Origin of the sequence: Microbacterium murale (genome assembly GCF_030815955.1) — a bacterium.
GTDB classification, from domain to species: domain Bacteria; phylum Actinomycetota; class Actinomycetes; order Actinomycetales; family Microbacteriaceae; genus Microbacterium; species Microbacterium murale_A.
On sequence record NZ_JAUSXK010000001.1, the window covers coordinates 32,977 to 56,778 of the forward strand.

A 23,802-nucleotide genomic window follows, 5' to 3' on the forward strand; every position below is an offset into this window, starting at 1 on the left:
GGCCTTCGGTAGACTGGCTGTCGCAACCCACACTCAGGCACGCTCACACAGTGCCGCATACATCGCGCAAGGAGACCACTATGTCGGCACCCACCCAGAACCAGATCCCCGACAAGCCCGTACTCGAAGGTCTCGAAGCGAAGTGGGACGGCGTCTGGGCAGAGCAGGGCACCTATCTGTTCGATCGCCTGCGCGCTGCGGAACGCGGCCGTGAGGGCGTCTACTCGATCGACACGCCTCCACCGACGGCATCCGGATCTCTCCACATCGGTCATGTGTTCTCGTACACGCACACCGACGTGAAGGCGCGCTACGAGCGCATGCGCGGCAAGAGCGTCTTCTACCCGATCGGGTGGGATGACAACGGACTGCCTACCGAACGTCGCGTGCAGAACTTCTACGGAGTGCGCGTCGACCCGACACTCCCCTACGACGCCGACTTCACGCCGCCGTTCGAGGGCAACGCGAAGAGCCTGAAGGCCGCCGACCAGCAGCCCATCAGCCGACGCAACTTCATCGAGCTGTGCGAGCGCCTCACCGTCGAGGACGAGAAGCAGTTCGAAGACGTCTTCCGACAGATGGGTCTCAGCGTCGATTGGACGCAGACGTACCGCACGATCTCCGACGAGACGATCCGTCAGAGCCAGCTCGGCTTCATCCGCAACCACGAGCGCGGCGAGGCGTACCAGGCGCTCGCGCCCACACTGTGGGATGTCGACTTCCGCTCCGCCATCGCTCAGGCGGAGCTCGAAGATCGCGACCAGCAGGCCGCGTACCACCGCATCGCGTTCCACAAGACCGATGGCACCGGCGACATCCACATCGAGACGACGCGTCCCGAGCTTCTTGCGGCGTGTGTCGCCCTCGTCGCACACCCGGACGACGAGCGCTACCAGCCCTACTTCGGCCAGACCGTGCGCACGCCGCTGTTCGATGTCGAGGTCCCCGTTCTCGCGCACCACCTCGCGCAGCAGGACAAGGGCTCGGGAATCGCCATGGTCTGCACGTTCGGTGACGTCACAGACATGATCTGGTGGCGCGAACTCGACCTGCCGATCCGCACGATCCTGGGCCTGGACGGTCGCGTCATCGCCGAAGCCCCCGAGGCGATCAGCTCGGATGCCGGCACCGCCGCTTACGCGGAGCTCGCCGGCAAGACCGTCTTCAGCGCCAAGAAGCGCGTCGTCGAGCTTCTGGAGGAATCCGGCGAGCTGCTCGAGGTCTCCAAGCCCTTCAACCATGCTGTGAAGTTCTTCGAGAAGGGCGACCGCCCGCTCGAGATCGTCTCGACGCGCCAGTGGTACATCCGCAACGGCGCACGCGATCAGGATCTGCGAGACCAGTTGATCGCGCACGGCAAGGAACTGCAGTGGCACCCCGACTTCATGCGCGTGCGCTACGAGAACTGGGTCGGCGGTCTGACCGGTGACTGGCTCGTGTCGCGTCAGCGCTTCTTCGGCGTCCCGCTGCCCGTGTGGTACGGCCTGGATGAGAGCGGTGAACGCGACTACGACCGCGTTCTGATGGCATCGCCCGAACAGCTGCCGATCGACCCGACCAGCGACGTCCCCGCCGGCTACACCGAGGATCAGCGCGGTGTCGCGGGCGGCTTCGAGGCCGAGACCGACATCCTCGACACCTGGGCGACCTCGTCACTGACTCCGCAACTCGCGGGCGGCTGGCAGCGCGACGAGGAGCTGTGGAACCTCGTCGCCCCGTTCGACGTGCGGCCCCAGGCGCAGGACATCATCCGCACCTGGCTGTTCTCGACCATGCTGCGCTCGACGCTCGAAGACGGCCGTTCGCCGTGGAAGCACGCCTCCATCTCCGGATTCATCGTGGATCCCGACCGCAAGAAGATGTCGAAGTCCAAGGGCAATGTCGTGACGCCTGCCGACATCCTCGAGAAGCACGGTTCGGATGCTGTGCGCTACTGGGCGGCCTCCAGCCGCCTCGGGGTGGATGCCGCATTCGACCCGCAGAACCCGACCCAGATGAAGATCGGCCGCCGCCTGGCGATCAAGGTGCTCAACGCGGCGAAGTTCGTGCTGTCGTTCCCGGTGCCCGAGGGCGCGCAGGTGACGCACGCGCTGGACGCATCGATGCTCGCGGCCCTCGACGAGGTCGTCCGCGAGACGACCAAGGCGTTCGAGGCCTTCGATCACGCGCGCGCACTCGAGATCACCGAGTCGTTCTTCTGGGCGTTCTGCGATGACTACCTCGAACTCGTCAAGGAGCGCGCTTACGACCAGACCGATGTCGGCCAGCCGTCCGCCGCGCTCGCGCTTCGCATCGCGCTGTCGACCCTGCTGCGCCTGCTCGCACCGGTCGTGTCGTTCGCCACCGAGGAGTCGTGGAGCTGGTTCGAGGAGGGTTCGATCCACACCGCCGCTTGGCCCGAGCCGCAGGGCGCCGAGGGCGCCCCGGCCGTGCTGAGCGCTGCCAGCGCGGCGCTGATCGGCATTCGCCGGGCCAAGACCGAGGCCAAGGCCTCGCAGAAGACGCCGGTGTCGCGTGCCGTGATCGTCGCGCCGACCGAGACGCTCGAGGCACTGCGCGCCGCCGCGGATGATCTGCGAGCCGTCGGTCGCATCGCCGAGCTGGAGTTCGTGGTGGGCGATGAACTCGCCGTCACCGAGATCGAGCTCGCTCCTGTGGAGGAGAGCTGATGCAGCTCGGAACGCGTTGGGCGGCAGGCTCGGATGCTCCGGCATCCGTACCCGCCGCTCTTCGAGCCGCCATCGCCGAAGTGGAGACGCGTGGCGTCACCGGCATGTGGACGCTCACATGGCTGGAGGGCCGGCCGATCGCTGAACTGGATGCCGGATGGGAAGTGCTGGTCACGGCATCCGGCGAAGTGATCGCACGCCCGTTCCAGGACTGAGCATTCAGCGCAGCCGCATGCCCATCTGCGCGAGGGCGTGATCGGTGGCGCGCGGGTCAGGCTTGCGCGTCTGTTCGTCTTTGATCGACACCAGCATCGCGGCACGGCGATCTTGACGACGTTCTGCTCGTCTCGTCGCCCAACGGGTCATCGCCGCAGCGAGGCGGATGGATGTGCGTTCGATCGTCGACGCGCCCCGCGGCACGGCGATCGCGCGAGTGGCGACTACTGCACTCATGATGCGGTCTCCTTCTTGTTCGACAGGTTCTTCAAGGGGAAGACGTCGGCGCGCACGCTCACGCGGCGTACACCTTCGCCTTTCTGGCCGCGATACCTGACCGCAGCCTCATCGATGACGGCCTCGATCCTCTTGATGAGGTCGATCGTCTGTTCAGCGGTCATGCTGATGCCGCTGGTCATCGACGAGCTCGCATCGGCCCACTCGGCCGGTTCTTTGTCGATGCGTGCGCTGAAGAACTCCATGAGTTCGTCGTGACGGCGACGCATCGCTTCCGCGACAGCGACCTGGAGTGCGGCTTCCCCTGAGGGAGAGCCCTGCACCGCTCGTGAGTCGTACACGATGCCGCCCGCCGGACGCTCCCACCAGCGTTCGCGGCCCCCATGCTCTCCGGCGACCTCACGGATGAGGTCGTGCCGCGCGAGCGCCCGCAGGTGATAGCTCGTCGCGCCGGAGGACTCCCCCAGTATCTCGGCCAGGGTGCTCGCGGTCTGCGGCCCTTCCTGCGCGAGAATGTCGAATATCCGGACGCGCAACGGGTGCGACAGCGCACGGAGCGCACCCGCGTCGAGTACGCGACGTTCGGATGCGATGGGGGCCTTCTCGTTGTCGGTCATAATGCAAAGATACCTATGCAAAGACTTCTTTGCAAGCTTTTCTTTGCATGTCGATCGACCGCGCGCCGCCTGACCCGAATAGGCTCTTCTCATGACCGATGCAGTGAACCCGCTCCTCACGCCATCCGCTCTCCCGTACGCACTCCCCGACTACGCCGCAATCCGGCCAGAGCACTACCTGCCGGCGTTTCACGCGGCGTTCGCCGAGCACCTCGCCGAGATCCGGCGCATCACGATGGTGAGGTCGATGCCGACGTTCGAGAACACGATGGTGCCGCTGGAGCATGCCGGAGCCATGCTGGAACGCGTCGCACACGCGTTCTACACCGTGAGCTCTGCGGACGCCACCGAAGAGATCCAGGCGATCGATGAAGAGCTCGCTCCCCTGATGGCCGCGCACGATGACGCCGTCCGCCTCGATGCGCAGCTGTACTGGCGGGTGAAGGTCCTGCACGAGCAGCTCGACGAGCTGGAACTCGACGGCGAGAGCCGGTACCTGGTTCAGCGGCACTTCCGCGAGATGGCACACGCCGGCGCCGGGCTCGATGACGACGCGAAGTCGCGGCTCACCGCGCTGAACCAGCAGCTGTCGACTCTGACGACGACGTTCGAGAAGAATCTCCTCGCCGACACCAACGATCTCGCTGTGCTGTTCGACAGCGCCGACGAGTTGGACGGACTTGCCGACGGCGAGCTTTCAGCGGCCGCGCGTGCGGCGACGGAGCGTGGCCACGACGGCGCCTTCCTGATCTCGCTGCCGCTGTTCACCGGACATCCGTATCTCGCCTCGCTGACGAACCGCGACAGCCGTCGTCGCGTCATGGAGGCATCCCGCTCTCGTGGTGCGCGCGGCAATGCGAACGACAACCGAGCGGTGCTGACCGAGATCGCGGCTCTTCGAGCCGAACGCGCCGCGCTCCTCGGGTACCCGTCGCATGCCGCCTACGTGACGGCGGACGAGACCGCCGGCACGCCGGAGGCTGTATTCGACCTGCTGCATCGACTCGCCCCTGCCGCGGCATCCAACGCCCGCGCCGAGCAGGAAGCACTTCAGGCGATCGTCGACGAGACCGAGGACGAACCGTTCGCGCTGGAGGCGCACGACTGGGCGTTCTACACCGAGAAGGTGCGCACTGCGAAGTACGACATCGACACGGCGGCGCTGCGACCCTGGTTCGGGGCAGAGCGGGTGCTTCAGGACGGCGTCTTCTACGCCGCCACCCAGCTGTACGGTGTGACGTTCACCGAGCGTGCGGATCTGGTCGCCTACCACCCCGATGCCCGTGTCTTCGAAGTGCACAACGCCAGCGGCAGCGCGCTCGGCCTTTACGTGCTCGACCTGTACACGCGCGACACGAAGCGCGGCGGAGCGTGGATGAACCCGATCGTCAGCCAATCCGCACTCCGCGGCACTGCTCCGGTCGTCGTGAACAACCTGAATGTCGCGAAGCCGGGCGACGGGCAGCCGACGCTTCTGACGCTGGACGAGGTGACCACGCTGTTCCACGAGTTCGGCCACGCGCTTCACGGCCTGTTCGCGACCGTGAACTATCCGCACTTCGCCGGTACCAACGTGTTCCGCGACTTCGTGGAGTTCCCCAGCCAGGTGAACGAGATGTGGATCCTGTGGGCGGAAGTGCTCGACAACTACGCACGCCACTACGAGACCGGTGAGGCGCTGGATTCAGGCGTCGTAGAGCGCCTGCGTGCGACCGAAGCGTTCAACCAGGGCCACGACACCAGCGAGTACCTGGCCGCCGCGTGGCTGGATCAGGCCTGGCACCGCGTGGACGTCGAAACGCAGATCGACGAGGTCGCCGCGTTCGAAGCCGAGGCGCTCGCAGAGATCGGACTCGACAACCCTGCCGTGCCGACGCGTTACGCCTCCACCTATTTCGCGCATGTGTTCTCTGGCGGCTACAGCGCCGGGTACTACTCGTACATCTGGAGCGAGGTGCTCGATGCCGACACCGTCGAGTGGTTCCGCGACAACGGCGGCCTGACCCGTGAGAACGGCGACCGATTCCGTGCACGCCTGCTGGGCGTCGGCGGATCGAAGGACCCGCTCGCGGCGTACCGCGACTTCCGCGGCCGCGACGCCGAGATCGCCCCGCTGCTCAAGCGCCGCGGGCTGGGTGGTTGATGGATGCCGGGCAGCCGGGCGCTTCGGATGCTCAGCAACTGGAGGACATCCGAAGGGCATTCGATGCGCGAGCTGCCACATACGACGAAAGCAGGATGCATCGTGAGGTCGCCGCAGCAGTTGCCGACTTCGTCGATCTGACCGACGTCGACGATGTCCTCGACGTCGCCACGGGCACTGGCCTCATGTTGCGCGCTCTGGCGCGACTCTCCCCCGCGATCGCACTGACTGGCGTCGACGTGGCCCCCGCGATGCTCGAAGTCGCGCGGAGGCACCTACCCGAAGCGACATTCGTTGAAGCGGATGCTGCCCTCGTCCCTCTTGCCGATGCCTCCACCGACCTCATCACCTGCGTCACCGCATTGCACGCGATTCCGAACACCGCCGCTGCGCTGGCCGAGTGGCATCGACTGCTCCGGCCTCTCGGACGCGTCGTCTCGGCGACGTTCGTCGCAGAGGGGCGAAGGGGTCCGCTGCAGAGAAATCACCTATACCCCGCAGATCATCGACCATTCGAAACACGGGAGAGGCTTGCAGAGACGGTCGCGCGGCACGGCTTCGCCATCACCCGATCGATGCTCTGGTCGGACGAGGTCGATACGCTTCTGATCGCGGAGTGGTTGCCCGCTCCACGATGACGCCCTCAGGAACGGAGATCTGGAAGCTTCGCATGGCGCCACCCTAGAGCGCACCGCGGACTTCTCGATCTCACGAGGGAGAGCGTTACAAGTGCGCCAGCGCCTTGTACCAGGTCAACTGGTGGTAGCTCTGCTGCAGGTGCTCCCCCAGCCCGGCGAGCGGAAGGATGCGAACGGTGATGAGTTCGCTGTCGTCGAGATCCTGTGCCGCCACTCGCGCGCATCCGCGGGCGAGGAAGTGGTGGACGTGGTTCGTGTGGTTGCCGAAGTTCGCCCAGGTCGCACCGAGGTCGACGATCTCCTGAGCCTCATATCCGGTTTCCTCGAGAAGTTCTCTGGCTGCAGCGTCACGCGGCTCCTCGCCCGGCTCCACCGCACCGCCGATCGTCCCCAGGGCGACGATTCCTGCCCCGTGCCGGTACTCCTCGACCACGATCACCGCCCCATCAAGGTCGACGGCCAGAACGGAGATCCACTCACTCGGCTCGAGCACGTAATACGGCGAGATCGTCCGACCTGCGGCATCCACGCATTCGTCTGCGCGCAGCCGAATCCAACGATCCGCAAGGATCGTTTCGCTGGAGATCGTCTGCCATGGTGCGGGGCGGTCGCGACCCACCGCGCTCACGCGCTCTTGCGCTTGCGCTCCATCACGATGGTCGGCGGCGCGCCCTCATCAACCGCGGCGCGGGTGACGACGACCTTCTTCACGTCTTCGGCCGACGGGATCTCGAACATGATCGGGCCGAGTACGTCTTCGAGTATCGCGCGGAGCCCTCGCGCACCCGTCTTGCGCTCCACCGCGAGGTCGGCGATCGAACGCAGCGCGTCGTCGTCGAACTCGAGCTCGACACCGTCGATCTCGAACATGCGCTGGTACTGCTTGACGAGCGCGTTGCGCGGTCCGGTGAGGATCTCGATCAGTGCTTCTTGATCCAACGGTGACACCGACGCGATGATGGGCAGCCGCCCGATGAACTCCGGAATGAGCCCGAACTTGTGCAGGTCTTCCGGAAGCACCTCGCTGAACAGATCGAGGTCCTTCGTCTTGTCGTGCAGGGGGGCACCGAAGCCGACGCCATGCTTGCCCACGCGCGAAGAGACGATGTCTTCCAGGCCTGCGAAAGCGCCGGCGACGATGAACAGCACGTTCGTCGTGTCGATCTGCAGGAACTCCTGGTGCGGATGCTTGCGTCCGCCCTGCGGCGGCACCGAAGCGACTGTTCCTTCGATGATCTTCAGCAGCGCCTGCTGCACGCCCTCGCCGGACACATCCCTCGTGATCGAGGGATTCTCCGCCTTGCGCGCGATCTTGTCGATCTCGTCGATGTAGATGATGCCCTGTTCGGCCCGCTTCACGTCGTAGTCGGCGGCCTGGATGAGCTTGAGGAGGATGTTCTCGACATCCTCGCCGACATAACCCGCCTCCGTGAGCGCCGTGGCGTCTGCCACCGCGAACGGAACATTGAGCCGCTTCGCCAGCGTCTGAGCCAGATACGTCTTGCCGCAGCCGGTCGGACCGATGAGCAGGATGTTGCTCTTGGCGATCTCGACTTCGTCGGCCTTCTGCTCGGCGAGCTGCAGCGTGCCGTGGGCACGGACGCGCTTGTAGTGGTTGTACACGGCGACGGCCAGAGAGCGCTTCGCCGGTTCCTGACCGACCACGTACTCCTCGAGGAACGAGAAGATCTCACGAGGCTTGGGCAGATCGAAATCTGCAACGCCCTCGGCGGACGACTCCGCCATGCGCTCTTCGATGATCTCGTTGCACAGCTCGACGCATTCGTCGCAGATGTACACACCGGGGCCAGCGATCAGCTGCTGCACCTGCTTCTGGCTCTTTCCGCAGAATGAGCATTTGAACAGGTCAGCGCTTTCACCGATTCGGGCCATGCGCGTCCTCCTTGGGGAGACTGAGAAACTCCTTCGAGCCTAACCTCTCCCTCAGACAGTGGGCCGCATTGGCGCGGCCCCGCTCAGATCGTCATGGTTCAGATCATGCTCTTGGGGTGCCACACCGTCTTCGTCTCGGTGAAGGCCGCGATCCGCTCCGGCGAAGCTGTCACGTCGCCGGGCGTGAGCACACGCTTGAGAGTGTCTGCGGCCGCGATCTGCAGGTCGACCCATTCGAGTGCGTCGGCCCCGGCGAGGTCGAGTGCGTTGACATCGGCGTGCGAGGCGAGCCAGGGTGCGATCTCCGCAGGTGATCCGGTGAGCACGTTCACGACTCCCCCGGGCACGTCGCTCGTCGCGAGCACCTCGGCGAAACTGATGGCGGAAAGCGGATGCTGCTCACTTGCGATCACGACGACGGAATTGCCGGCGACCAGAGCGGGAGCGACCACCGAAACGAGCCCGAGCAATGCCGACTCCTGCGGAGCGATGATGGCGACGACTCCGGTCGGCTCGGGAACCGAGATGTTGAAGTACGGACCCGAGACGGGGTTTGCATTGCCCGCGACCTGTGCGTACTTGTCGCACCAGCCCGCGTACCAGACCCACAGGTCGACGGCCTCATCGACCTGCGCTCCGGCGGCTGCGGCCGAGACGCCCTCCTGCGCGATGATCTCGTCGACGAACTGCGCACGACGACCCTCGAGCACCTCGGCGACACGATAGAGCACCTGGCCGCGGTTGTACGCCGTCGCCCCGGACCAGCCCTTCACGGCCGAACGTGCGGCGACCACGGCATCTCGAGCATCCTTGCGAGAGCCCTTGGCCGCGTTCGCGAGGAACGCGCCCTTGGCTGAGAGCACCTCGTAGGTGCGCCCCGACTCGCTGCGCGGGAACTTTCCGCCGATGGCGAGCTTGTACGTCTTCGGAACAGCCAGTCGCTTGCTCATGCCGAAGCTCCCTTCAGGTATGCAGTGAGACCATGTCGGCCGCCCTCGCGGCCGTACCCGGATTCCTTGTACCCACCGAACGGGCTGGCGGGGTCGAACCGATTGAAGGTGTTCGCCCAGACGACACCGGCGCGCAGCTGGTCGGCAACGGCGAGGATGCGCGAGCCCTTGTCGGTCCAGATACCCGCAGACAGACCGTACGGAGTGTTGTTCGCTTTCGCGATCGCCTCAGCGGGGGTGCGGAAGGTCAGCACAGACAGCACCGGGCCGAACACCTCATCGCGGGCGATCCGGTGGGATGCCTCTACGCCAGTAAAGATCGTCGGAGCGAACCAGAAGCCCTTCTCGGGGATGACGCAGTCCGCCGTCCAGCGCTCGGCACCCTCGGCCTCGCCGATGTCACTGAGCTCGCGGATGCGCGAGAGCTGGGCGGCAGAGTTGATCGCGCCGATGTCGGTGTTCTTGTCGAGCGGATCGCCGAGACGCAGCGTCGACAGGCGCGACTTCAGCCGATCGATGACCTCGTCATGGATCGACTCCTGCACGAGCAGACGGCTGCCGGCGCAGCACACGTGGCCCTGATTGAAGAAGATGCCGTTGACGATGCCCTCGACGGCCTGATCGATCGGCGCGTCGTCGAACACGATGTTCGCCGCCTTGCCGCCGAGTTCCAGCGTGACCTTCTTGCCCGTGCCCGCAACGGCGCGGGCGATGTCGCGCCCGACGCCGGTCGAGCCGGTGAAGGCGACCTTGTCGACATCGGGGTGACGCACCAGCGTCGCTCCGGTGGAGCCGGCCCCGGTCACGATGTTCACCACACCGGCAGGGAGATCGGCCTGCTGCAGGATCTCAGCGAAGATGAGCGCAGTCAGCGGCGTCGTCTCTGCGGGCTTGAGGACAACGGTGTTACCCGCAGCGAGAGCCGGCGCGATCTTCCACGCGAGCATCAGCAGCGGGAAGTTCCACGGGATGATCTGACCTGCGACGCCGAGCGCGCGCGGGTTCGCGCCGAGGCCGGCGTGATCGAGTTTGTCGGCCCAGCCCGCGTAGTAGAAGAACCAGGACGCGACGAGTGGAACGTCGACGTCGCGGCTCTCCTTGATCGGCTTGCCGTTGTCGAGGCTCTCCGCCACCGCGAGCTCGCGGGCGCGCTCCTGCACGAGGCGGGCGATGCGGAAGAGGTACTTGCCGCGGTCGCGGCCGCTCATCTTCGACCACACCTTGTCGTAGGCGCGGCGCGCAGCGGCGACAGCACGATCGATGTCCTCGTCCGAGGCTCCGGCGATCTCGGCGATGTGCGATTCGTCGGCCGGGGAGATGGTCGTGAAGCTCTTGCCCGAGCCGTCGACGAACTCGCCGTCGATGAACAGGCCGTAGCTGTCGCGCAGGTTCAGGATCGCCTTCGATTCGGGCGCCGGGGCATATTCCAGGAATGACATATCTGGTCCTCAGTCGATCGTGACGTAGTCGGGGCCGGAGTAGTGGCCGGTGGTCATCTTCTGACGCTGCAGCAGCACGTCGTTCAGCAGGCTCGAGGCGCCGAAGCGGAACAGGTGCGGCTGCAGCCATTCCTCCCCCGCTGTCTCCGCCACCGTGACGACGTACTTGATGGCGTCCTTGGACGTGCGGATGCCGCCGGCAGGCTTCACGCCGATCTTCTCGCCCGTCGCGCGGTACCAGTCGCGCACGGTCTCGAGCATCAGCAGCGTCGTGGGCAGCGTGGCCGCAGGCTGCACCTTGCCGGTCGACGTCTTGATGAAATCGCCGCCGGCGAGGATGCCCAGCCAGGACGCGCGCTTGATGTTGTCGTAGGTGTTGAGTTCTCCGGTCTCGAGGATCACCTTGAGCGAGGCGTAGCTGCCGTCCTCACGACGGCAGGCTTCCTTCACCGCTGAGATCTGGTCGAAGACGAGGCTGTACCGTCCTGACAGGAAGGCACCGCGGTCGATGACCATGTCGATCTCGTCCGCGCCGGCAGCGACGGCCTCCGCGGTGTCGGCGAGCTTGATCGCGAGCGAGGAGCGGCCGCTGGGGAAAGCCGTCGCGACGGCGGCAACGGAGATCTTGCCGTCATCCGGGTCGCCGTGCAGTGCGCCAAGGGCCTCGACGGCGTAACCGACCATGTCGCCGTAGACGCAGACGGCTGCGACGAGCGGCGTCGTCGGATCGCCGGCATCCGGAGTCTTCGCCTTGGCAACCAGCGAACGCACCTTCCCTGGGGTGTCCGCACCCTCGAGGGTGGTGAGGTCGATCAGCGAGATGATCTTGTCGATCGCCCACGCCTTGGACGTCGTCTTGATCGAACGGGTGCCGAGTCCGGCAGCGCGCTGCTCGAGACCGGTCGCATCCACGCCGGGGAGTCCGTGCAGGAAGCGACGCAGAGTGGCATCATCGGGCTCTCCGCCCAGCACCTCCACCGCAGAGCGGCGGGTGATTTCTTTGGTCGTCATCGTTCCTCCAACAATGCTCGGGCTGTGTTCTCATCGGTCACCAGAACGCTGCACAGGCCGCTGGTCACGACTGTACGCGCGATGTCATGCTTCATGGCCCCAGCGGTCACGAATATCGCCTGCTTCGCTGAGCGCAGGCGATCGAGACTGACGCCGACCGTGCGTGCATCGAGCTGCGAGTCCACGATGTTCCCGTCGGCGTCGATGTAGCGGCCCAGCACGTCGCCGACGGCGCCGCGACGAGCGAGCTCTTCAACGTCCGCCGGCGTCAGATAGCCGTTCTCGACGTGGGCGGACGACGCATCGGCGGGGCCAGCAGAGAAGAGATGGGTCTGCGCATCGGCGGCCTGCTCGAGGATGCCGGAGACCGTGCGATCCGCTTCGATCGCCTGCTTCGTCTCGACGCGCTCCAAAATCGCGGGGCTGGGGAGCAGAGTCGCCTGTCCGCCTGCGCGCTGTGCGATGGTCATGGCGAGAGTCGCCGCGCCTCCGGAGCGTCGGTTCAGGCTCACGCCGCCGTTGAGCTGCACGACGGTCACACCGTTCGCCCAGCCATCCGGCAATGCTTCGGCGACGGCCGTGAGCGTGCGGCCCCAGCTCACGCCCAGTGTGCGGGGAACGGGACGAAGGGCGGTCAGGTGATCTGCCGCCGCCTGCGCGACACGATCCAGCGTGGTGCTCTCGTCATCCGGCATCGGGATGATGATGGCGCCGGCGAGGTCGAACCGCTCGACGATCTCGCGTTCGAGACCGAGCTTGCGGGCACGGGGATGCACGATCTCGATCCGCACGATGCCTTTCTCGCGAGCCTGGGTGAGCAGACGGCCGACCTTCCAGCGGGAGACCTTCAGGAGTGCGCCGATCTCGTCCTGCGTCTTCGCCTCGTCGTAGTAGAGCTCGGCGACTCGCACGGTGAGCAGATCTTCGTCCACGGCATCCTCCCTTCCCTCACCAGCCTACGCGTGAGCACACACGCGCGCACTCGCGTGCTCAGATGCGCATCACGCGCGCACTGTGCTGCGCATTTGCAGACCACGCGAGCGCGCCGCGCTCGGAGAAGTGCAGCATTCTCGGACGAACTCGTGGAATCTCTCCGAGGCACGTGCACTTCTCCGAGCGAACTGCACGCAGAACGCACGACAAAGGGCTGCAGTCCGAAGACGGCAGCCCTTTGAAGTACCGGGTTATGAGGAGATGCGCTTGCGCGTCGTCAGCACCTGATCGACGATGCCGTACTCGAGGGCCTCGGCAGCAGACAGGATGTTGTCGCGGTCGATGTCGCGGTTGACCTGCTCGACCGGCTTTCCGGTGTGCTTCGCCATGGTCTCCTCGAGCCAGGTGCGCATGCGGAGGATCTCCGCGGCCTGGATCTCGATGTCGGATGCCTGCCCCTGCCCAGCCTCGCCCATGGCGGGCTGGTGGATCAGAATGCGTGCGTTGGGCAGTGCAAGACGCTTGCCGGGTGCACCAGCAGCCAGCAGTACTGACGCAGCCGAGGCTGCCTGTCCGAGTACCACGGTCTGAATGTGCGGCGCGACGTACTGCATCGTGTCGTAGATCGCCGTCATCGCGGTGAAGGACCCACCGGGCGAGTTGATGTACATCGTGATGTCGCGCTCGGCGTCCTGGCTCTCCAGAACCAGCAGCTGAGCCATCACGTCATCGGCCGATGCGTCGTCGACCTGCACGCCCAGGAAGATCACGCGGTCTTCGAAGAGCTTGTTGTACGGGTCCTGACGCTTGAAACCGTAGGCCGTGCGCTCCTCGAACTGCGGGAGTACGTAGCGGCTGGAAGGCAGGTTGCCTGCGGATTGGAAAGTGGGAGTGTACATATGCGGCCTTTCGAATCCGTTACTTGGCGTCCTGGTCGGTTCCGCCGCCGCCGATGACGTCGGCAGCCGATTCGCGGATGTGGTCGACGAAGCCGTACTCGAGTGCCTCGTCAGCGGTGAACCAGCGGTCGCGGTCACCGTCGGCGTTGATCTGCTCGACTGACTTGCCGGTCTGGCCTGCCGTGATCTCAGCGAGGCGCTTCTTCATCGAGAGGATCAGCTGCGCCTGCGTCTGGATGTCGCTGGACGTTCCGCCGAATCCGCCGTGCGGCTGGTGCAGCAGCACGCGCGCGTTCGGCGTGATGTAGCGCTTGCCCTTCGTTCCGGCGGTCAGCAGCAGCTGACCCATGGACGCCGCCATGCCGATGCCGACGGTCACGATGTCGTTCGGGACGAACTGCATCGTGTCGTAGATGGCCATGCCCGCGGTGATCGAGCCACCGGGTGAGTTGATGTAGAGGAAGATGTCCTTGTCCGAGTCCTCTGCAGCGAGAAGAAGGATCTTCGCGCAGATCTCGTTGGCGTTCTCGTCACGCACCTCGGATCCAAGCCAGATGATGCGATCCTTCAGCAGTCTGTCGAAGACGCTAGTCGCGACTAGGGGTTCAGCCATTTCAGCTCCTGTTTCCGTGTTCGGTGATTCGAATCTACCGGCGACAACGCAGCACCCAGGCCGTGTTCGCCGTCGGCATATCAGGTGTCGCGCTCGCCGATCTCCTGTGCGTAAGCAGTCATGGAGCGGTGGTAGCGAGGAAGGTGAGGTACGAGCGCGAGCAGCGCCACCGAAAGCGCCCTGTGCGGAGCACCGGAGCTTGCGAGCGTCAGAGCGTAGATCGCGGCAATGGCATCGCCATAAGGGGATTCTGCAGATTCCTCCCGCGCCTTCTTGAGGAGTTCCAGCGCCTCGGCGGTCTCTCCCACGTTCCGCAGTGAACTCGCGAGCTGGATGATCGCCTGCGGCTCATGCTCCGCGTCGAGGCCGAGCGCGAGGGCTCTGCGGTAGAGCACGATCGCCTCGAGTGGGCGCCCGGCCGAGTCCCGTGCGCCGGCGCGCTCGAACTCGGCTCTTGCGTCATCCGCACCGCGCTCGGCCGCGATCGCATCGATGCGTGCGATCACGTCGTCATCGACGAGCTCATTCGCCGCGTCCTCCCAGACGCGGTTGATCCGGTCTTCCCAGGTGGTCATATCTTCCCTCCATACGCGAAAGGGCGGATGCCGAAGCATCCGCCCTTTCGTCAAGATCGTGGTGCGATCACTCAGACTTGTCGGCAGCCTTCTTCGCCGGTGCCTTCTTCGCGGCCGGCTTCTTGGCGGCGGGCTTCTCGGCGTCGTCGGCCGCCTTGGCGGGAGCCTTCTTCGCCGGTGCCTTCTTCGCGGCCGGCTTCTCAGCGGCGTCTGCGTCGTCAGCCTTCTTCGCCGCGGCCTTCTTCGCCGGAGCCTTCTTGGCGGGCTTCTCGTCAGCGACAGCCTCGGTCTCGTCCTCGTCATCGACGGCGACGAAGCCGGACAGATCAACGGACTTGCCGTTGGAGTCGACGACCTTCACCTTGCCGAGCGCGACGGCGAGAGCCTTGTTGCGCGCGACCTCGCCGGCGAGAGCCGGGAGCTGGTTCGAGGACTGCAGAGCCTCGACGAACTCCTGAGGCGCCATGCCGTACTGCGCGGCGGACTGGACGATGTACTGGCTGAGCTCCTCCTGCGACACCTGCACGTCGGCCTGCTCGGCGATCGTGTCGAGCAGCACCTGCGTGCGGAACTGCTTCTCGCTCGCCTCGGTGACCTCGGCGCGGTGCTCGTCGTCCTCGAGACGGTTCTCCGACTCGAGGTGGTTGTGCACCTCGTCCTCGATGAGCTTCGGCGGCACGGGGATCTCGATCTTCTCGAGCAGCGTCTCGATCAACTGGTCGCGAGCAGCCGAGCCCTGACCGAAGACGGCCTGCTCGCTCACTCGCTCTGCCAGGCTCGCGCGGAGCTCTGCGATCGTGTCGAACTCGCTCGCGATCTGAGCGAAGTCGTCATCGGCCTCGGGAAGCTCGCGCTCCTTGACGGCCTTGACCGAGACGGAGACCTCAGCCTCGGAACCGGCGTGATCGCCACCGACGAGCTTGGAATTGAACGTGGTGTCCTCACCGGCGGTGAGGGACTCGATCGCGTCATCGATGCCTTCGAGCAGCTCGCCCGAGCCGACCTCGTACGAGACGCCCTCGGCGCGGTCGATCTCGGCGCCGTCGATCGTGGCGACCAGGTCGAGCTCGACGAAGTCGCCCTTCGCGGCCGGCCGGTCGACCGGGATGAGTGTGCCGAAGCGTGCACGCAGGGTGTCGAGCTCGGCGTCGAGCGCAGCCTCGTCGGTTTCGACCGCGTCGACCGTCAGCGTGATGTCGTCGAACGAGGGAACCTCGATCTCGGGACGGACATCGACCTCGACCTCGACGATCAGATCGCCGGAGAAGTCCTTCTCGTTGGGCCACTGGGTGATGTCAGCGGACGGACGGCCGACGACACGCAGCTTCTGCTCGTTGGCAGCCTCGCGGAAGAACTTGTCGAGGCCTTCATTGACGGCATGCTCGATGACGGCGCCGCGACCGATGCGCTGGTCGATGATCGGAGCCGGGACCTTGCCCTTGCGGAAGCCGGGGATCTGGACGTCCTGGGCGATGTGCTCGTACGCGTGCGCGACACTGGGCTTGAGTTCGTCCGGGGTGACCGTGATGGTGAGCTTGGCCCGGGTCGGGGTCAGCTTCTCAACGGTGCTGTTCGCCATGCTTGTGTGTTCTCCTTGTGATTTCCGCGTAACGATGCGGTCGTGAGGTATGGAGGGCCGTGGTCGGGGCGACAGGATTTGAACCTGCGACTTCCCGCTCCCAAAGCGGGCGCTCTACCAAGCTGAGCTACGCCCCGTGACCCCGCGCACGGGAACGGCCTTGACGAGTCTAACGGACAGCGGGTCGCTCATCGTCCGCTATGATTGTCAGGTCGGTGTCCGCGCCCCTCAAAGGGCCGGTTTCCGGGGCTGTAGCTTAGTGGTAAAGCCTCTGTCTTCCAAACAGATGATGCGAGTTCGATTCTCGTCAGCCCCTCCACTTTCCCACGGGAGGATTCGTGACAGGTCCGTCCAATCCTCTTGCGCCAGGCGGCCATGATCTCGGCACGACCTTCGGTGGATCGGTCATTGCGCCTCAGGTACCGGCTCCGCGATCGCGCAGAAGGCTCGCCGGCCTGATCTGGACCGGCATCGGCGTCGTGGTGGCCGTCGGCGTATGTGCGGCGGTTCAGGTAGGCGCCAATCTGGGGTACGACGATGCTCTCGACGATTTCGAGGCGACCGTCGATGACGCAGCAGACAGCGGACTGCTCCTCGCTGATGAGCTGACTGCACTGGACGACACGCTCGCCGCTGCCTCCGGCATCGCTGACGCCGACAGTGGAACCCTCATGGACGCCGCATCGAAAGACGCTCTCGTCATCGCGATCGACGAGGCAGCGACAACAGCGTCGGACGGCGCCACTGCCCGGGAGCAGCCGCTCCCGTCGGCCGTCGAGAAGCCCACCTGGGCCTGGGAGCTGTTCGGCGAGACTACGCAGCTGAACTCCGACCGAGTCGCAGCAGACGATCTCGTCGCGGATTTCGACGCCGCCGGCGAGGCAGCTGCAGATGCGGCACGCACGGTCGACGAAGCAGGAACAGCGGCGATCAGATCCGCGGCCGACGCAGCCCCCGGGTTCGAGGCCGCGCATGTCTCAGCACGCAACCTCGACATCATCGCCTTGCGATCGGCTGCGGAGCAGTTGCAGCAGAGCGAGGCCGTCCTTGACTCGACAACGGCCACGGCTTATGCCGAACTCGAGTCCGCCGCGTCGCAGATGCTGATCTCGGAACAGGCTGAGCTCGCTGAGAAGGCCGGGCCGCTCTACAACGCACGCCTGGAGATCGAGGCTTTCGCGCGCGCACTCGCCCCCGGTGTGCTGATCGAGTTCGACTGGTCCGAACTCGTCAACGGCTATGGATACGCCGACAGCATGGGCGGCTACGCCACCTGGTGGTACGACGATCCGGGATACGCGACCATCGAGCTGTCGAACTCGGTCGCGGCGTATTGGCCGAGCGCCCGGAGCGAGGCGCTCGTCGCGCACGAGGTCGGCCACACGATCAGCGTCAAGTGCGACGGCATGTACGACGACTCGACGCAGGCGAACATCGAGGCATGGGCGACAGCGTGGGCCATCAGCATGGGCTACACCGACGTCGCGAACGGCACGTCTGCCTACGGCCCTCCCCCGCAGTCGCTGATCGACGCGGCCGCAGGGTGTCGCTGACCGATCTCGGCACATCCGCCTTCTCTATGCATTCGCATATATGGATCTCGTTCGCGTCTCGTTAATTGCCGAACCTGGCCGAGCGTGACCCCTGGGGCTATGGTTTGCCAGACAGGCACCTTGACCCGGCGCCTGACGAGAGGGGAATTACTATGGAAGCTTCGCGCAGAAACAAGATATATGCGGTGCTGGCTGGCGGGCTCGTTCTCGGCGTCGGTGCCGCAGTGACGCTGGCCGCATGGAACGATTCGGAGTTCGCGACTGGCACCTTCACTGCCGGATCGTTCGATCTTCAGGGATCGACCGACGGCACCAGTGGTTGGGCGAGCCACGACACCGATCCGGGGGCGACTCTCGACTTCACGGTCGACGCGGACAACCTTGCTCCAGAGGACAGCGTCTACGCCCTCTACTCCATCCGTCTTGTCGGAACGACCGACGGCGATCTCACCAACGTCGCACCGGCCACCGCCGGAGCGAACGCCGCGAACCTGACCGCCGAGACCCGCTTGATCACGGGTACGACATGCGATGCGACGACGTTTGCCGCGGGTAGCGCCACCCTCCCGACCACTATCGCCGCCGGTACCGCATCCACGGCCGTCCCGATCAACTACTGCCTTGAGGTGACCGCGGGCACTGACCTCGTGCAGGGCGCGGAGGGCACCGTGACCTGGCAGTGGACAGCGGCATCGCAGTAGCCGAGAGCCGTCGTTCCCGACGCACCTCTCGGCAATCACGGCGTCGGCGCACGTTCGCTCGTGCGCGGGCGCTGCTCGTCGGCGCGCTCGTACTCGGGGTGGGCGCGTCCGCGACCGTCGCAGCATGGACGGACAACGAGTTCGCGTCGTCGCAGATCACCGCAGGAACGTTCTCGATCGTGTCACGTACAGCATCGGCCCCGACATTCGCCGCGCACGACGCTGCCGCCAACGCCGTGACGCTGCCGCTCAACGCGACGAACCTGTATCCGGGCCAGAGTCGATCCGCGTGGATCCAGATCACGACGGCCGGATCGGTGCCTGGAACGGTACAGCTGACGGGGGTCGTCGCACCGACGAACGGGGCGAACGGCGACACGCTCCGCGATTCGCTGGACGTGCGGATCGTCCCGACGACGGCGGCGGCGAACACGACGCCGACTTGTGACACCGGGACGACGGGCGGCATCACCTATACGGGGATCGGCAATGTGCCGACCACACTGCCGGCTCAGACGCTGCAGGCCAACGGCACCAACGTGGTCAACTACTGCATCATCATCACCGTCCGCGCTGACGCGGCAACTACCGCCCAGGGCGGAATCGTGACCCCGACCTGGACCTTCACCGGCACCACCGGCTGACGAGGAAACATGATCACCATCGCACGGGGAGCAGTCCGCGTCGGGCGGATCGTCCGTGAGATCGCCCTCACGGTGCTGGCGCTCGGCGGCATCGCGTGCATCGTGCTCGTCTTCCTCGCCTTCACCGGTGGATACTCACTCATCATGTTCAAGACCGGATCCATGTCACCGACGATCACGGCGGGGTCCGTGGCACTGGTTCAAGGGGTGCCGGTCGCAGAGGTCGCCGTAGGTGACATCGTCACCGTAGAACGACCTGATGCTCTGCCGATCACACATCGCGTCACCAGCATCGAAGAGGGTCCCACGACGGAGACGCGCACGATCACGATGCGCGGAGACGCGAACGACATGGATGACCCTGCTCCGTACACGGTTTCGGACGTGCGCATCGTTCGAGGCTCGGTTCCGCATCTCGCGAACGTGATCGTCTGGTTCGGCAACCCGTTCGTCCTCGGTGGCATCACGATCGGCGCGGCAGTACTGGTCACCTGGGCCTTCTGGCCGAGAGAGCCTCGACCTGCACCGGTCAAGCCTGCTATCGAGAACCCTCAGACCCGCCGCGAACGCCGCGCCGCGGGGTTGACCGCGGTCGGTGTCGTGCTTGGCGTCAGCGCGATGGCGTGGGCTCCCCCACCCGCGCAGGCTGCCGCGGACCTGCTCACCCTGCATTCCGATCTCGACACCGCGTCCACCTATTCATTGGACGCTGTGGCCCCCCTCTACTGGCATATCGATGTGGACGCCGGCGCTGCTCCTGACGACGGTGAGCTGACGATCGATATCTCCGCGAGCGGCTCAGATGTGCTCTCGCTCAGCGCAGAGGTGAGCGAGTGCACCGTGGCCTGGTCGGGAGGGCAATGCGCTGGCGTGGAGCGGAGGCTGCGCGAGGCAGCGCTGGTCGTCCTCGACGGCGACTGGGATGTGATCCTCGAGGAGACGACGCCAGCAACAGCGCATCTACGCATCGGATTGACAGCAGTGCTGGATGCGGACGTCGCCTCTGCAACCGCATCGATGACGGTGCGCGCCTCAGCCGGGCAGATCGTGATCGAAAACACGATCAACGGCGAAGACGACCTCGCCGCAACAGGTGGTCAGCCGTGGACTGTCCTTGCCGCGCCCGCTGCGCTCCTCGTCGGCCTCGGCATCACACTGGTGGCTCGACGACGCCGCGCCACGCAACATGCCGGCGATGAGGTCTCCTCATGATGCGTCGTTTTCGCGCCGGCGTGATCGGGGCTGCCATGCTCGCCGTCGTCGCACTCTGCGCCGGGGGCGGAGGGATCGAACCGACCGAGGCCGCGTGGTCTGAAGTCGAGTACGCGTCGGGAGGCACCATGAGCGCGGCGACACTGGTCGCGCCCTCCGACCCGACCTGCGTACCTACGAGCGTCATCATCGTCGGTCTGCAGTCCGTCAGGCTGACGTGGTCCTCACCGCAGCAGGGCGGTCAGCAGATCCAGATCGTGAAGAACGGCGTCACCGGAACAGACGTGCAGGGGACCACAGGCAGTGTGATCACGCAGACCGGAAACGCGAACAATGCCTACCAGTATCAAGCCACGTTCAGCACTGCGAAGCTCCTCGGCCTCGTCAACCTCGGCGACCTGCTCGGCGGCACGTACACGATCCGGATCTACAACGGCTACGCCGGAAGCGCCTGGGTGTCGGCACCTAAGACGTTCCAGCTGAACGTCGTCCTGCTCGGACTCGGAACGACCTGCCCCGCGGTTTAGCCACGAGCAGAAAGACCGCCGCGACCCCAAGGGATCACGACGGTCTCAGCTGAAAAGAGTTGGATCAGACCTGTCCGCGGCGCTCGCGCAACTGCGTCAGCGCGTCGTCGAGAAGCTGCTCGGCCTCGTCGTCGGTGCGACGCTCCTTCACATAGGCGAGGTGCGTCTTATACGGCTCGTTCTTCGCGAGCGCCGGCGGGTTCGCCTTGTCGCGTCCGGCAGGAAGCCCGGACTGAGGGTGATCGATCGTGTCCGGGATCTCGTCTTCGGGGAGCCCGGCAGCGAAGTAGCGGACCGTCTCGTTGCCGAGTCCGTCCCAGTACGACACCGCGGTTCGATCGGCATGGTATCCGTGGTCCTGCTCGCCCATCGGGCCCGAGCCCACACGGGTTCCGCGGATCGCGTTTCCTCCACTGGCCATGGTCAGATCACCTCAAGCTTCGTGATGAGTCCCAGCGCGACGATGGAGATGAACCACACGAGCGCGAGGACGATGGTGAATCGGTTGAGATTCCGCTCCGCGAGACCGGAAGAACCGACCGTAGAGGTCATCCCACCGCCGAACATGTCGGACAGACCGCCACCGCGGCCCTTGTGGAGAAGGATGAGGAGTGTCAGCAGGACGCTGGTGATGCCCAGCAGAACCTGAAGGACGAACTCAAGAATTGCCACGAAGAAGAGCCTTTCGAAGGGGCTGTGTGCCCGTAAGGGTCAAGTATACGCAGGTGACGGGGCCGCAACCCCGTCACCGCTCACACTCCGACGTGCTTTTCGAACCTGATGATCGCGGCGAAGTCGTCGACGACGAGGCTCGCCCCGCCGACCAGCGCGCCGTCCACATCGGGCTCACGCATGAAGCTGGCGATGTTCGCCGCTTTCACCGATCCACCGTAGAGGATGCGGGTGCGCGCAGCGGCGTCGTCGTCGAGAGCCTTCGCCAGAACACCGCGAAGGGCCGCGCAGACATCCTGTGCCTGCTGCGGAGTCGCAGCCTGCCCCGAGCCGATAGCCCAGACCGGCTCGTAGGCAACGACGATCTCTGCGGATGCCGGAACACCCTTCAAAGCCGCCTCCAACTGGCCGGCGGGCACCGCGCTCGCGCCGAACTTCTCCAGGTCTTCCGCCGTCTCACCGACGCAGATCACCGGTACGAGTCCGTGCTTGAGGGCGGCCTGCACCTTGGCTGCCACGACGTCATCGGACTCGGCGTGGTACTCACGACGCTCGGAGTGGCCGATGATGACGTACTTGGCATCGAGCTTCGCCAGGAAGGCGCCCGAGATCTCGCCGGTGTACGCACCGGAATCGTGCGCCGAGACATCCTGCGCGCCGAGCGCGAAGGGGATCTTGTCCGCGTCGATCAGCGTCTGCACGCTGCGGATATCGGTGAACGGCGGGAAGACCGCCACCTCGACAGAGCCGTCCTCGTGCTTGGCGTCCTTGAGCGCCCAATGCAGCTTCTGCACGAACGCGACCGCCTGCAGGTGGTCGAGGTTCATCTTCCAGTTGCCCGCGAGCAGCGGGGTACGAGTCTTCATGCCCATCCGAGCACCTCCAGGCCGGGTAGTTTCTTGCCCTCCAGGAACTCGAGGCTTGCGCCTCCGCCCGTCGAGATGTGACCGAACTGGTCATCAGCGAAGCCGAGCTGACGCACGGCGGCCGCCGAGTCACCGCCGCCGACGACTCCGAGGCCATCGACCTCTGTGAGCGCCTGAGCGACGGCCTTGGTTCCTGCGGCGAACGCTGGGAACTCGAACACACCCATCGGGCCGTTCCAGAACACCGTCTTCGAACTGCGGATCGCCTCAGCGAACGCGCTGGCGGTCTCGGGACCGATGTCCAGCCCGATGCCGGACGCTCCGAACGACGTCTGCTCGATGGCATCCGCCGCCGTGATCTCGTGCGCAGCATCCGCCGAGAACGATGCCGCGACGACCACGTCGGTCGGCAGCACGATCTCGACGCCGCGCTCCGTAGCCTCTGCGAGGTAGCCGCGCACCGTGTCGAGCTGATCCTCTTCGAGGAGGCTGGAGCCGACAGCGTGTCCCTGCGCCTTGAGGAAGGTGAACAGCATCCCGCCACCGACGAGGATGCGGTCCACGCGCGGCAGAAGGTGCGAGATCACCCCGAGCTTGTCACTGACCTTGGATCCGCCGAGAACGACCGTGTACGGCCGCTCCGGGTTCTCGGTGAGGCGGTCCAGCACATCGAGCTCCGTCGCGATCAGCAGCCCGGCCGCCGACGGCAGGATCTCGGCGAGGTCGTAGACGCTCGCCTGCTTCCGGTGCACGACCCCGAAGCCGTCGGAGACGAGAGCGTCTCCCAGCTGTGCGAGTTCTGCCGCGAAACCCTGACGCGTCGCATCGTCCTTCGAGGTCTCCCCCGCGTTGAATCGCAGGTTCTCGAGCACGACGACGCCGCCGTCCTCGAGGGATGCCACGGCTTCCTTCGCCGACTCGCCGACCGTGTCACGCGCGAACGCGACCGGCTTGCCGAGCAGCTCGGACAGTCGCTGCGCGACGGGCGCGAGGCTGTACTGCGGATCGGGCGCACCATCGGGGCGACCCAGGTGCGAGCACACGATCACACGTGCGCCGGCGTTGATCAGGGCGTTGAGAGTCGGCAGCGAAGCGCGCACACGCCCATCGTCCGTTATGACGCCGTCCTTCAGGGGGACGTTCAGGTCACAACGGACGATGACGCGCTTGCCTTCGAGCGAACCCAGCGATTCCAGGGTGCGCAGAGTCATGAGG

General features: G+C 65.6%; 25 protein-coding genes and 2 tRNA genes. 10 read left to right on the forward strand and 17 right to left on the reverse strand.

Annotated elements, in window-relative coordinates; translation table 11 throughout:
* Positions 1 to 80 precede the first annotated feature (80 nt).
* Both valS and QFZ46_RS00170 read left to right on the forward strand, forming a co-directional pair.
* On the forward strand, positions 81 to 2,669 hold the full coding sequence (gene valS / locus QFZ46_RS00165; RefSeq protein WP_307357066.1) for a valine--tRNA ligase: 2,589 nt from the start codon (positions 81 to 83) through the stop codon (positions 2,667 to 2,669).
* Positions 2,669 to 2,884: a hypothetical protein gene (locus QFZ46_RS00170; RefSeq protein ID WP_307357069.1), complete on the forward strand. Its 216-nt coding sequence runs from the start codon at positions 2,669 to 2,671 to the stop codon at positions 2,882 to 2,884. The genes valS and QFZ46_RS00170 overlap by 1 nt, the downstream gene beginning before the upstream one ends.
* 4 nt (positions 2,885 to 2,888) lie before the next feature.
* Here QFZ46_RS00170 and QFZ46_RS00175 read toward each other — a convergent pair whose 3' ends face one another.
* On the reverse strand, positions 2,889 to 3,122 hold the full coding sequence (locus tag QFZ46_RS00175; RefSeq protein WP_307357071.1) for a hypothetical protein: 234 nt from the start codon (positions 3,120 to 3,122) through the stop codon (positions 2,889 to 2,891).
* Complete coding sequence (locus QFZ46_RS00180) at positions 3,119 to 3,739, reverse strand: ArsR/SmtB family transcription factor (protein WP_307357074.1); 621 nt, start codon at positions 3,737 to 3,739, stop codon at positions 3,119 to 3,121. Before QFZ46_RS00180 ends, QFZ46_RS00175 begins: the two co-directional genes overlap by 4 nt.
* 91 nt (positions 3,740 to 3,830) lie before the next feature.
* Here QFZ46_RS00180 and QFZ46_RS00185 point away from each other — a divergent pair, with 91 nt between their 5' ends.
* Together QFZ46_RS00185 and QFZ46_RS00190 are read left to right on the forward strand one after the other, a co-directional pair.
* Positions 3,831 to 5,882, forward strand: a complete 2,052-nt coding sequence (locus QFZ46_RS00185; RefSeq protein WP_307357077.1) for a M3 family metallopeptidase — start codon at positions 3,831 to 3,833, stop codon at positions 5,880 to 5,882.
* Positions 5,882 to 6,520: a class I SAM-dependent methyltransferase gene (locus QFZ46_RS00190; protein ID WP_307357080.1), complete on the forward strand. Its 639-nt coding sequence runs from the start codon at positions 5,882 to 5,884 to the stop codon at positions 6,518 to 6,520. Before QFZ46_RS00185 ends, QFZ46_RS00190 begins: the two co-directional genes overlap by 1 nt.
* Positions 6,521 to 6,605: 85 nt before the next feature.
* On the opposite strand, the gene QFZ46_RS00195 is transcribed toward QFZ46_RS00190, so the two are convergent.
* The 11 genes from QFZ46_RS00195 to QFZ46_RS00245 form a co-directional block, all read right to left on the reverse strand.
* Positions 6,606 to 7,148, reverse strand: a complete 543-nt coding sequence (locus QFZ46_RS00195) for an NUDIX hydrolase (protein ID WP_307357083.1) — start codon at positions 7,146 to 7,148, stop codon at positions 6,606 to 6,608.
* The gene (gene clpX / locus QFZ46_RS00200; RefSeq protein WP_307357085.1) at positions 7,145 to 8,413 is read right to left on the reverse strand and encodes an ATP-dependent Clp protease ATP-binding subunit ClpX; all 1,269 of its coding nucleotides are present in this window, start codon (positions 8,411 to 8,413) and stop codon (positions 7,145 to 7,147) included. Before clpX ends, QFZ46_RS00195 begins: the two co-directional genes overlap by 4 nt.
* A 98-nt stretch (positions 8,414 to 8,511) precedes the next feature.
* On the reverse strand, positions 8,512 to 9,363 hold the full coding sequence (locus tag QFZ46_RS00205; RefSeq protein ID WP_307357088.1) for an aldehyde dehydrogenase family protein: 852 nt from the start codon (positions 9,361 to 9,363) through the stop codon (positions 8,512 to 8,514).
* Positions 9,360 to 10,802, reverse strand: a complete 1,443-nt coding sequence (locus QFZ46_RS00210) for an aldehyde dehydrogenase family protein (protein ID WP_307357090.1) — start codon at positions 10,800 to 10,802, stop codon at positions 9,360 to 9,362. Before QFZ46_RS00210 ends, QFZ46_RS00205 begins: the two co-directional genes overlap by 4 nt.
* Positions 10,803 to 10,811: 9 nt before the next feature.
* Complete coding sequence (gene deoC / locus QFZ46_RS00215; protein ID WP_307357093.1) at positions 10,812 to 11,813, reverse strand: deoxyribose-phosphate aldolase; 1,002 nt, start codon at positions 11,811 to 11,813, stop codon at positions 10,812 to 10,814.
* Positions 11,810 to 12,745, reverse strand: a complete 936-nt coding sequence (locus QFZ46_RS00220; protein ID WP_307357095.1) for a sugar-binding transcriptional regulator — start codon at positions 12,743 to 12,745, stop codon at positions 11,810 to 11,812. Before QFZ46_RS00220 ends, deoC begins: the two co-directional genes overlap by 4 nt.
* A 252-nt stretch (positions 12,746 to 12,997) precedes the next feature.
* Positions 12,998 to 13,645 (reverse strand): ATP-dependent Clp protease proteolytic subunit, encoded by a 648-nt coding sequence (locus QFZ46_RS00225; RefSeq protein WP_033107541.1) that lies wholly within the window; start codon positions 13,643 to 13,645, stop codon positions 12,998 to 13,000.
* Positions 13,646 to 13,664: 19 nt separating this feature from the next.
* Positions 13,665 to 14,258: an ATP-dependent Clp protease proteolytic subunit gene (locus QFZ46_RS00230; RefSeq protein ID WP_307357099.1), complete on the reverse strand. Its 594-nt coding sequence runs from the start codon at positions 14,256 to 14,258 to the stop codon at positions 13,665 to 13,667.
* Positions 14,259 to 14,338: 80 nt separating this feature from the next.
* Positions 14,339 to 14,833 carry a tetratricopeptide repeat protein gene (locus tag QFZ46_RS00235; RefSeq protein WP_307357102.1) on the reverse strand — a complete coding sequence of 165 codons (495 nt, stop codon included), beginning with the start codon at positions 14,831 to 14,833 and terminating at the stop codon, positions 14,339 to 14,341.
* A gap of 67 nt (positions 14,834 to 14,900) precedes the next feature.
* The gene (tig, locus tag QFZ46_RS00240; RefSeq protein ID WP_307357105.1) at positions 14,901 to 16,412 is read right to left on the reverse strand and encodes a trigger factor; all 1,512 of its coding nucleotides are present in this window, start codon (positions 16,410 to 16,412) and stop codon (positions 14,901 to 14,903) included.
* Between the two features lie 60 nt (positions 16,413 to 16,472).
* Positions 16,473 to 16,549: transfer RNA gene (locus QFZ46_RS00245), tRNA-Pro, on the reverse strand.
* A gap of 108 nt (positions 16,550 to 16,657) precedes the next feature.
* Here QFZ46_RS00245 and QFZ46_RS00250 point away from each other — a divergent pair.
* The 6 genes from QFZ46_RS00250 to QFZ46_RS00275 all read left to right on the forward strand — a co-directional run bounded on the left by QFZ46_RS00250 (position 16,658) and on the right by QFZ46_RS00275 (position 21,049).
* Positions 16,658 to 16,731: transfer RNA gene (locus tag QFZ46_RS00250), tRNA-Gly, on the forward strand.
* 19 nt (positions 16,732 to 16,750) lie between these two features.
* The gene (locus QFZ46_RS00255) at positions 16,751 to 17,965 is read left to right on the forward strand and encodes a hypothetical protein (protein ID WP_307357107.1); all 1,215 of its coding nucleotides are present in this window, start codon (positions 16,751 to 16,753) and stop codon (positions 17,963 to 17,965) included.
* Between the two features lie 185 nt (positions 17,966 to 18,150).
* On the forward strand, positions 18,151 to 18,666 hold the full coding sequence (locus QFZ46_RS00260; protein ID WP_307357110.1) for a SipW-dependent-type signal peptide-containing protein: 516 nt from the start codon (positions 18,151 to 18,153) through the stop codon (positions 18,664 to 18,666).
* Positions 18,645 to 19,310 (forward strand): SipW-dependent-type signal peptide-containing protein, encoded by a 666-nt coding sequence (locus tag QFZ46_RS00265; RefSeq protein ID WP_307357114.1) that lies wholly within the window; start codon positions 18,645 to 18,647, stop codon positions 19,308 to 19,310. The genes QFZ46_RS00260 and QFZ46_RS00265 overlap by 22 nt, the downstream gene beginning before the upstream one ends.
* A gap of 9 nt (positions 19,311 to 19,319) precedes the next feature.
* Positions 19,320 to 20,522, forward strand: a complete 1,203-nt coding sequence (locus QFZ46_RS00270) for a signal peptidase I (RefSeq protein ID WP_307357117.1) — start codon at positions 19,320 to 19,322, stop codon at positions 20,520 to 20,522.
* Positions 20,519 to 21,049: a hypothetical protein gene (locus QFZ46_RS00275; RefSeq protein WP_307357119.1), complete on the forward strand. Its 531-nt coding sequence runs from the start codon at positions 20,519 to 20,521 to the stop codon at positions 21,047 to 21,049. Before QFZ46_RS00270 ends, QFZ46_RS00275 begins: the two co-directional genes overlap by 4 nt.
* Before the next feature lie 64 nt (positions 21,050 to 21,113).
* Here QFZ46_RS00275 and QFZ46_RS00280 read toward each other — a convergent pair whose 3' ends face one another.
* From QFZ46_RS00280 to QFZ46_RS00295, 4 genes are all read right to left on the reverse strand, one after another.
* Positions 21,114 to 21,470, reverse strand: a complete 357-nt coding sequence (locus tag QFZ46_RS00280; RefSeq protein ID WP_307357121.1) for an RNA polymerase-binding protein RbpA — start codon at positions 21,468 to 21,470, stop codon at positions 21,114 to 21,116.
* Between the two features lie 2 nt (positions 21,471 to 21,472).
* Positions 21,473 to 21,721, reverse strand: coding sequence for a preprotein translocase subunit SecG (secG, locus tag QFZ46_RS00285; protein WP_307357124.1), 249 nt, complete (start codon positions 21,719 to 21,721; stop codon positions 21,473 to 21,475).
* Positions 21,722 to 21,801: 80 nt separating this feature from the next.
* On the reverse strand, positions 21,802 to 22,593 hold the full coding sequence (tpiA, locus tag QFZ46_RS00290) for a triose-phosphate isomerase (RefSeq protein ID WP_307357126.1): 792 nt from the start codon (positions 22,591 to 22,593) through the stop codon (positions 21,802 to 21,804).
* On the reverse strand, positions 22,584 to 23,798 hold the full coding sequence (locus QFZ46_RS00295; protein WP_307357128.1) for a phosphoglycerate kinase: 1,215 nt from the start codon (positions 23,796 to 23,798) through the stop codon (positions 22,584 to 22,586). Before QFZ46_RS00295 ends, tpiA begins: the two co-directional genes overlap by 10 nt.
* Positions 23,799 to 23,802 lie beyond the last annotated feature (4 nt).

Excerpts from the sequence above, each read along its gene's own strand:
- QFZ46_RS00185 (WP_307357077.1), top strand. The coding sequence starts at position 3,831 with ATGACCGATGCAGTGAACCCGCTCCTCACGCCATCCGCTCTCCCGTAC.
- QFZ46_RS00225 (WP_033107541.1), bottom strand. The coding sequence starts at position 13,645 with ATGTACACTCCCACTTTCCAATCCGCAGGCAACCTGCCTTCCAGCCGC.
- QFZ46_RS00230 (WP_307357099.1), bottom strand. The coding sequence starts at position 14,258 with ATGGCTGAACCCCTAGTCGCGACTAGCGTCTTCGACAGACTGCTGAAG.
- tig (WP_307357105.1), bottom strand. The coding sequence starts at position 16,412 with ATGGCGAACAGCACCGTTGAGAAGCTGACCCCGACCCGGGCCAAGCTC.
- deoC (WP_307357093.1), bottom strand. The coding sequence starts at position 11,813 with ATGACGACCAAAGAAATCACCCGCCGCTCTGCGGTGGAGGTGCTGGGC.
- QFZ46_RS00295 (WP_307357128.1), bottom strand. The coding sequence starts at position 23,798 with ATGACTCTGCGCACCCTGGAATCGCTGGGTTCGCTCGAAGGCAAGCGC.
- QFZ46_RS00170 (WP_307357069.1), top strand. The coding sequence starts at position 2,669 with ATGCAGCTCGGAACGCGTTGGGCGGCAGGCTCGGATGCTCCGGCATCC.
- valS (WP_307357066.1), top strand. The coding sequence starts at position 81 with ATGTCGGCACCCACCCAGAACCAGATCCCCGACAAGCCCGTACTCGAA.
- QFZ46_RS00175 (WP_307357071.1), bottom strand. The coding sequence starts at position 3,122 with ATGAGTGCAGTAGTCGCCACTCGCGCGATCGCCGTGCCGCGGGGCGCG.
- QFZ46_RS00235 (WP_307357102.1), bottom strand. The coding sequence starts at position 14,833 with ATGACCACCTGGGAAGACCGGATCAACCGCGTCTGGGAGGACGCGGCG.
- QFZ46_RS00270 (WP_307357117.1), top strand. The coding sequence starts at position 19,320 with ATGATCACCATCGCACGGGGAGCAGTCCGCGTCGGGCGGATCGTCCGT.
- QFZ46_RS00280 (WP_307357121.1), bottom strand. The coding sequence starts at position 21,470 with ATGGCCAGTGGAGGAAACGCGATCCGCGGAACCCGTGTGGGCTCGGGC.
- QFZ46_RS00210 (WP_307357090.1), bottom strand. The coding sequence starts at position 10,802 with ATGTCATTCCTGGAATATGCCCCGGCGCCCGAATCGAAGGCGATCCTG.
- QFZ46_RS00205 (WP_307357088.1), bottom strand. The coding sequence starts at position 9,363 with ATGAGCAAGCGACTGGCTGTTCCGAAGACGTACAAGCTCGCCATCGGC.
- QFZ46_RS00180 (WP_307357074.1), bottom strand. The coding sequence starts at position 3,739 with ATGACCGACAACGAGAAGGCCCCCATCGCATCCGAACGTCGCGTACTC.
- tpiA (WP_307357126.1), bottom strand. The coding sequence starts at position 22,593 with ATGGGCATGAAGACTCGTACCCCGCTGCTCGCGGGCAACTGGAAGATG.
- QFZ46_RS00275 (WP_307357119.1), top strand. The coding sequence starts at position 20,519 with ATGATGCGTCGTTTTCGCGCCGGCGTGATCGGGGCTGCCATGCTCGCC.
- clpX (WP_307357085.1), bottom strand. The coding sequence starts at position 8,413 with ATGGCCCGAATCGGTGAAAGCGCTGACCTGTTCAAATGCTCATTCTGC.
- QFZ46_RS00190 (WP_307357080.1), top strand. The coding sequence starts at position 5,882 with ATGGATGCCGGGCAGCCGGGCGCTTCGGATGCTCAGCAACTGGAGGAC.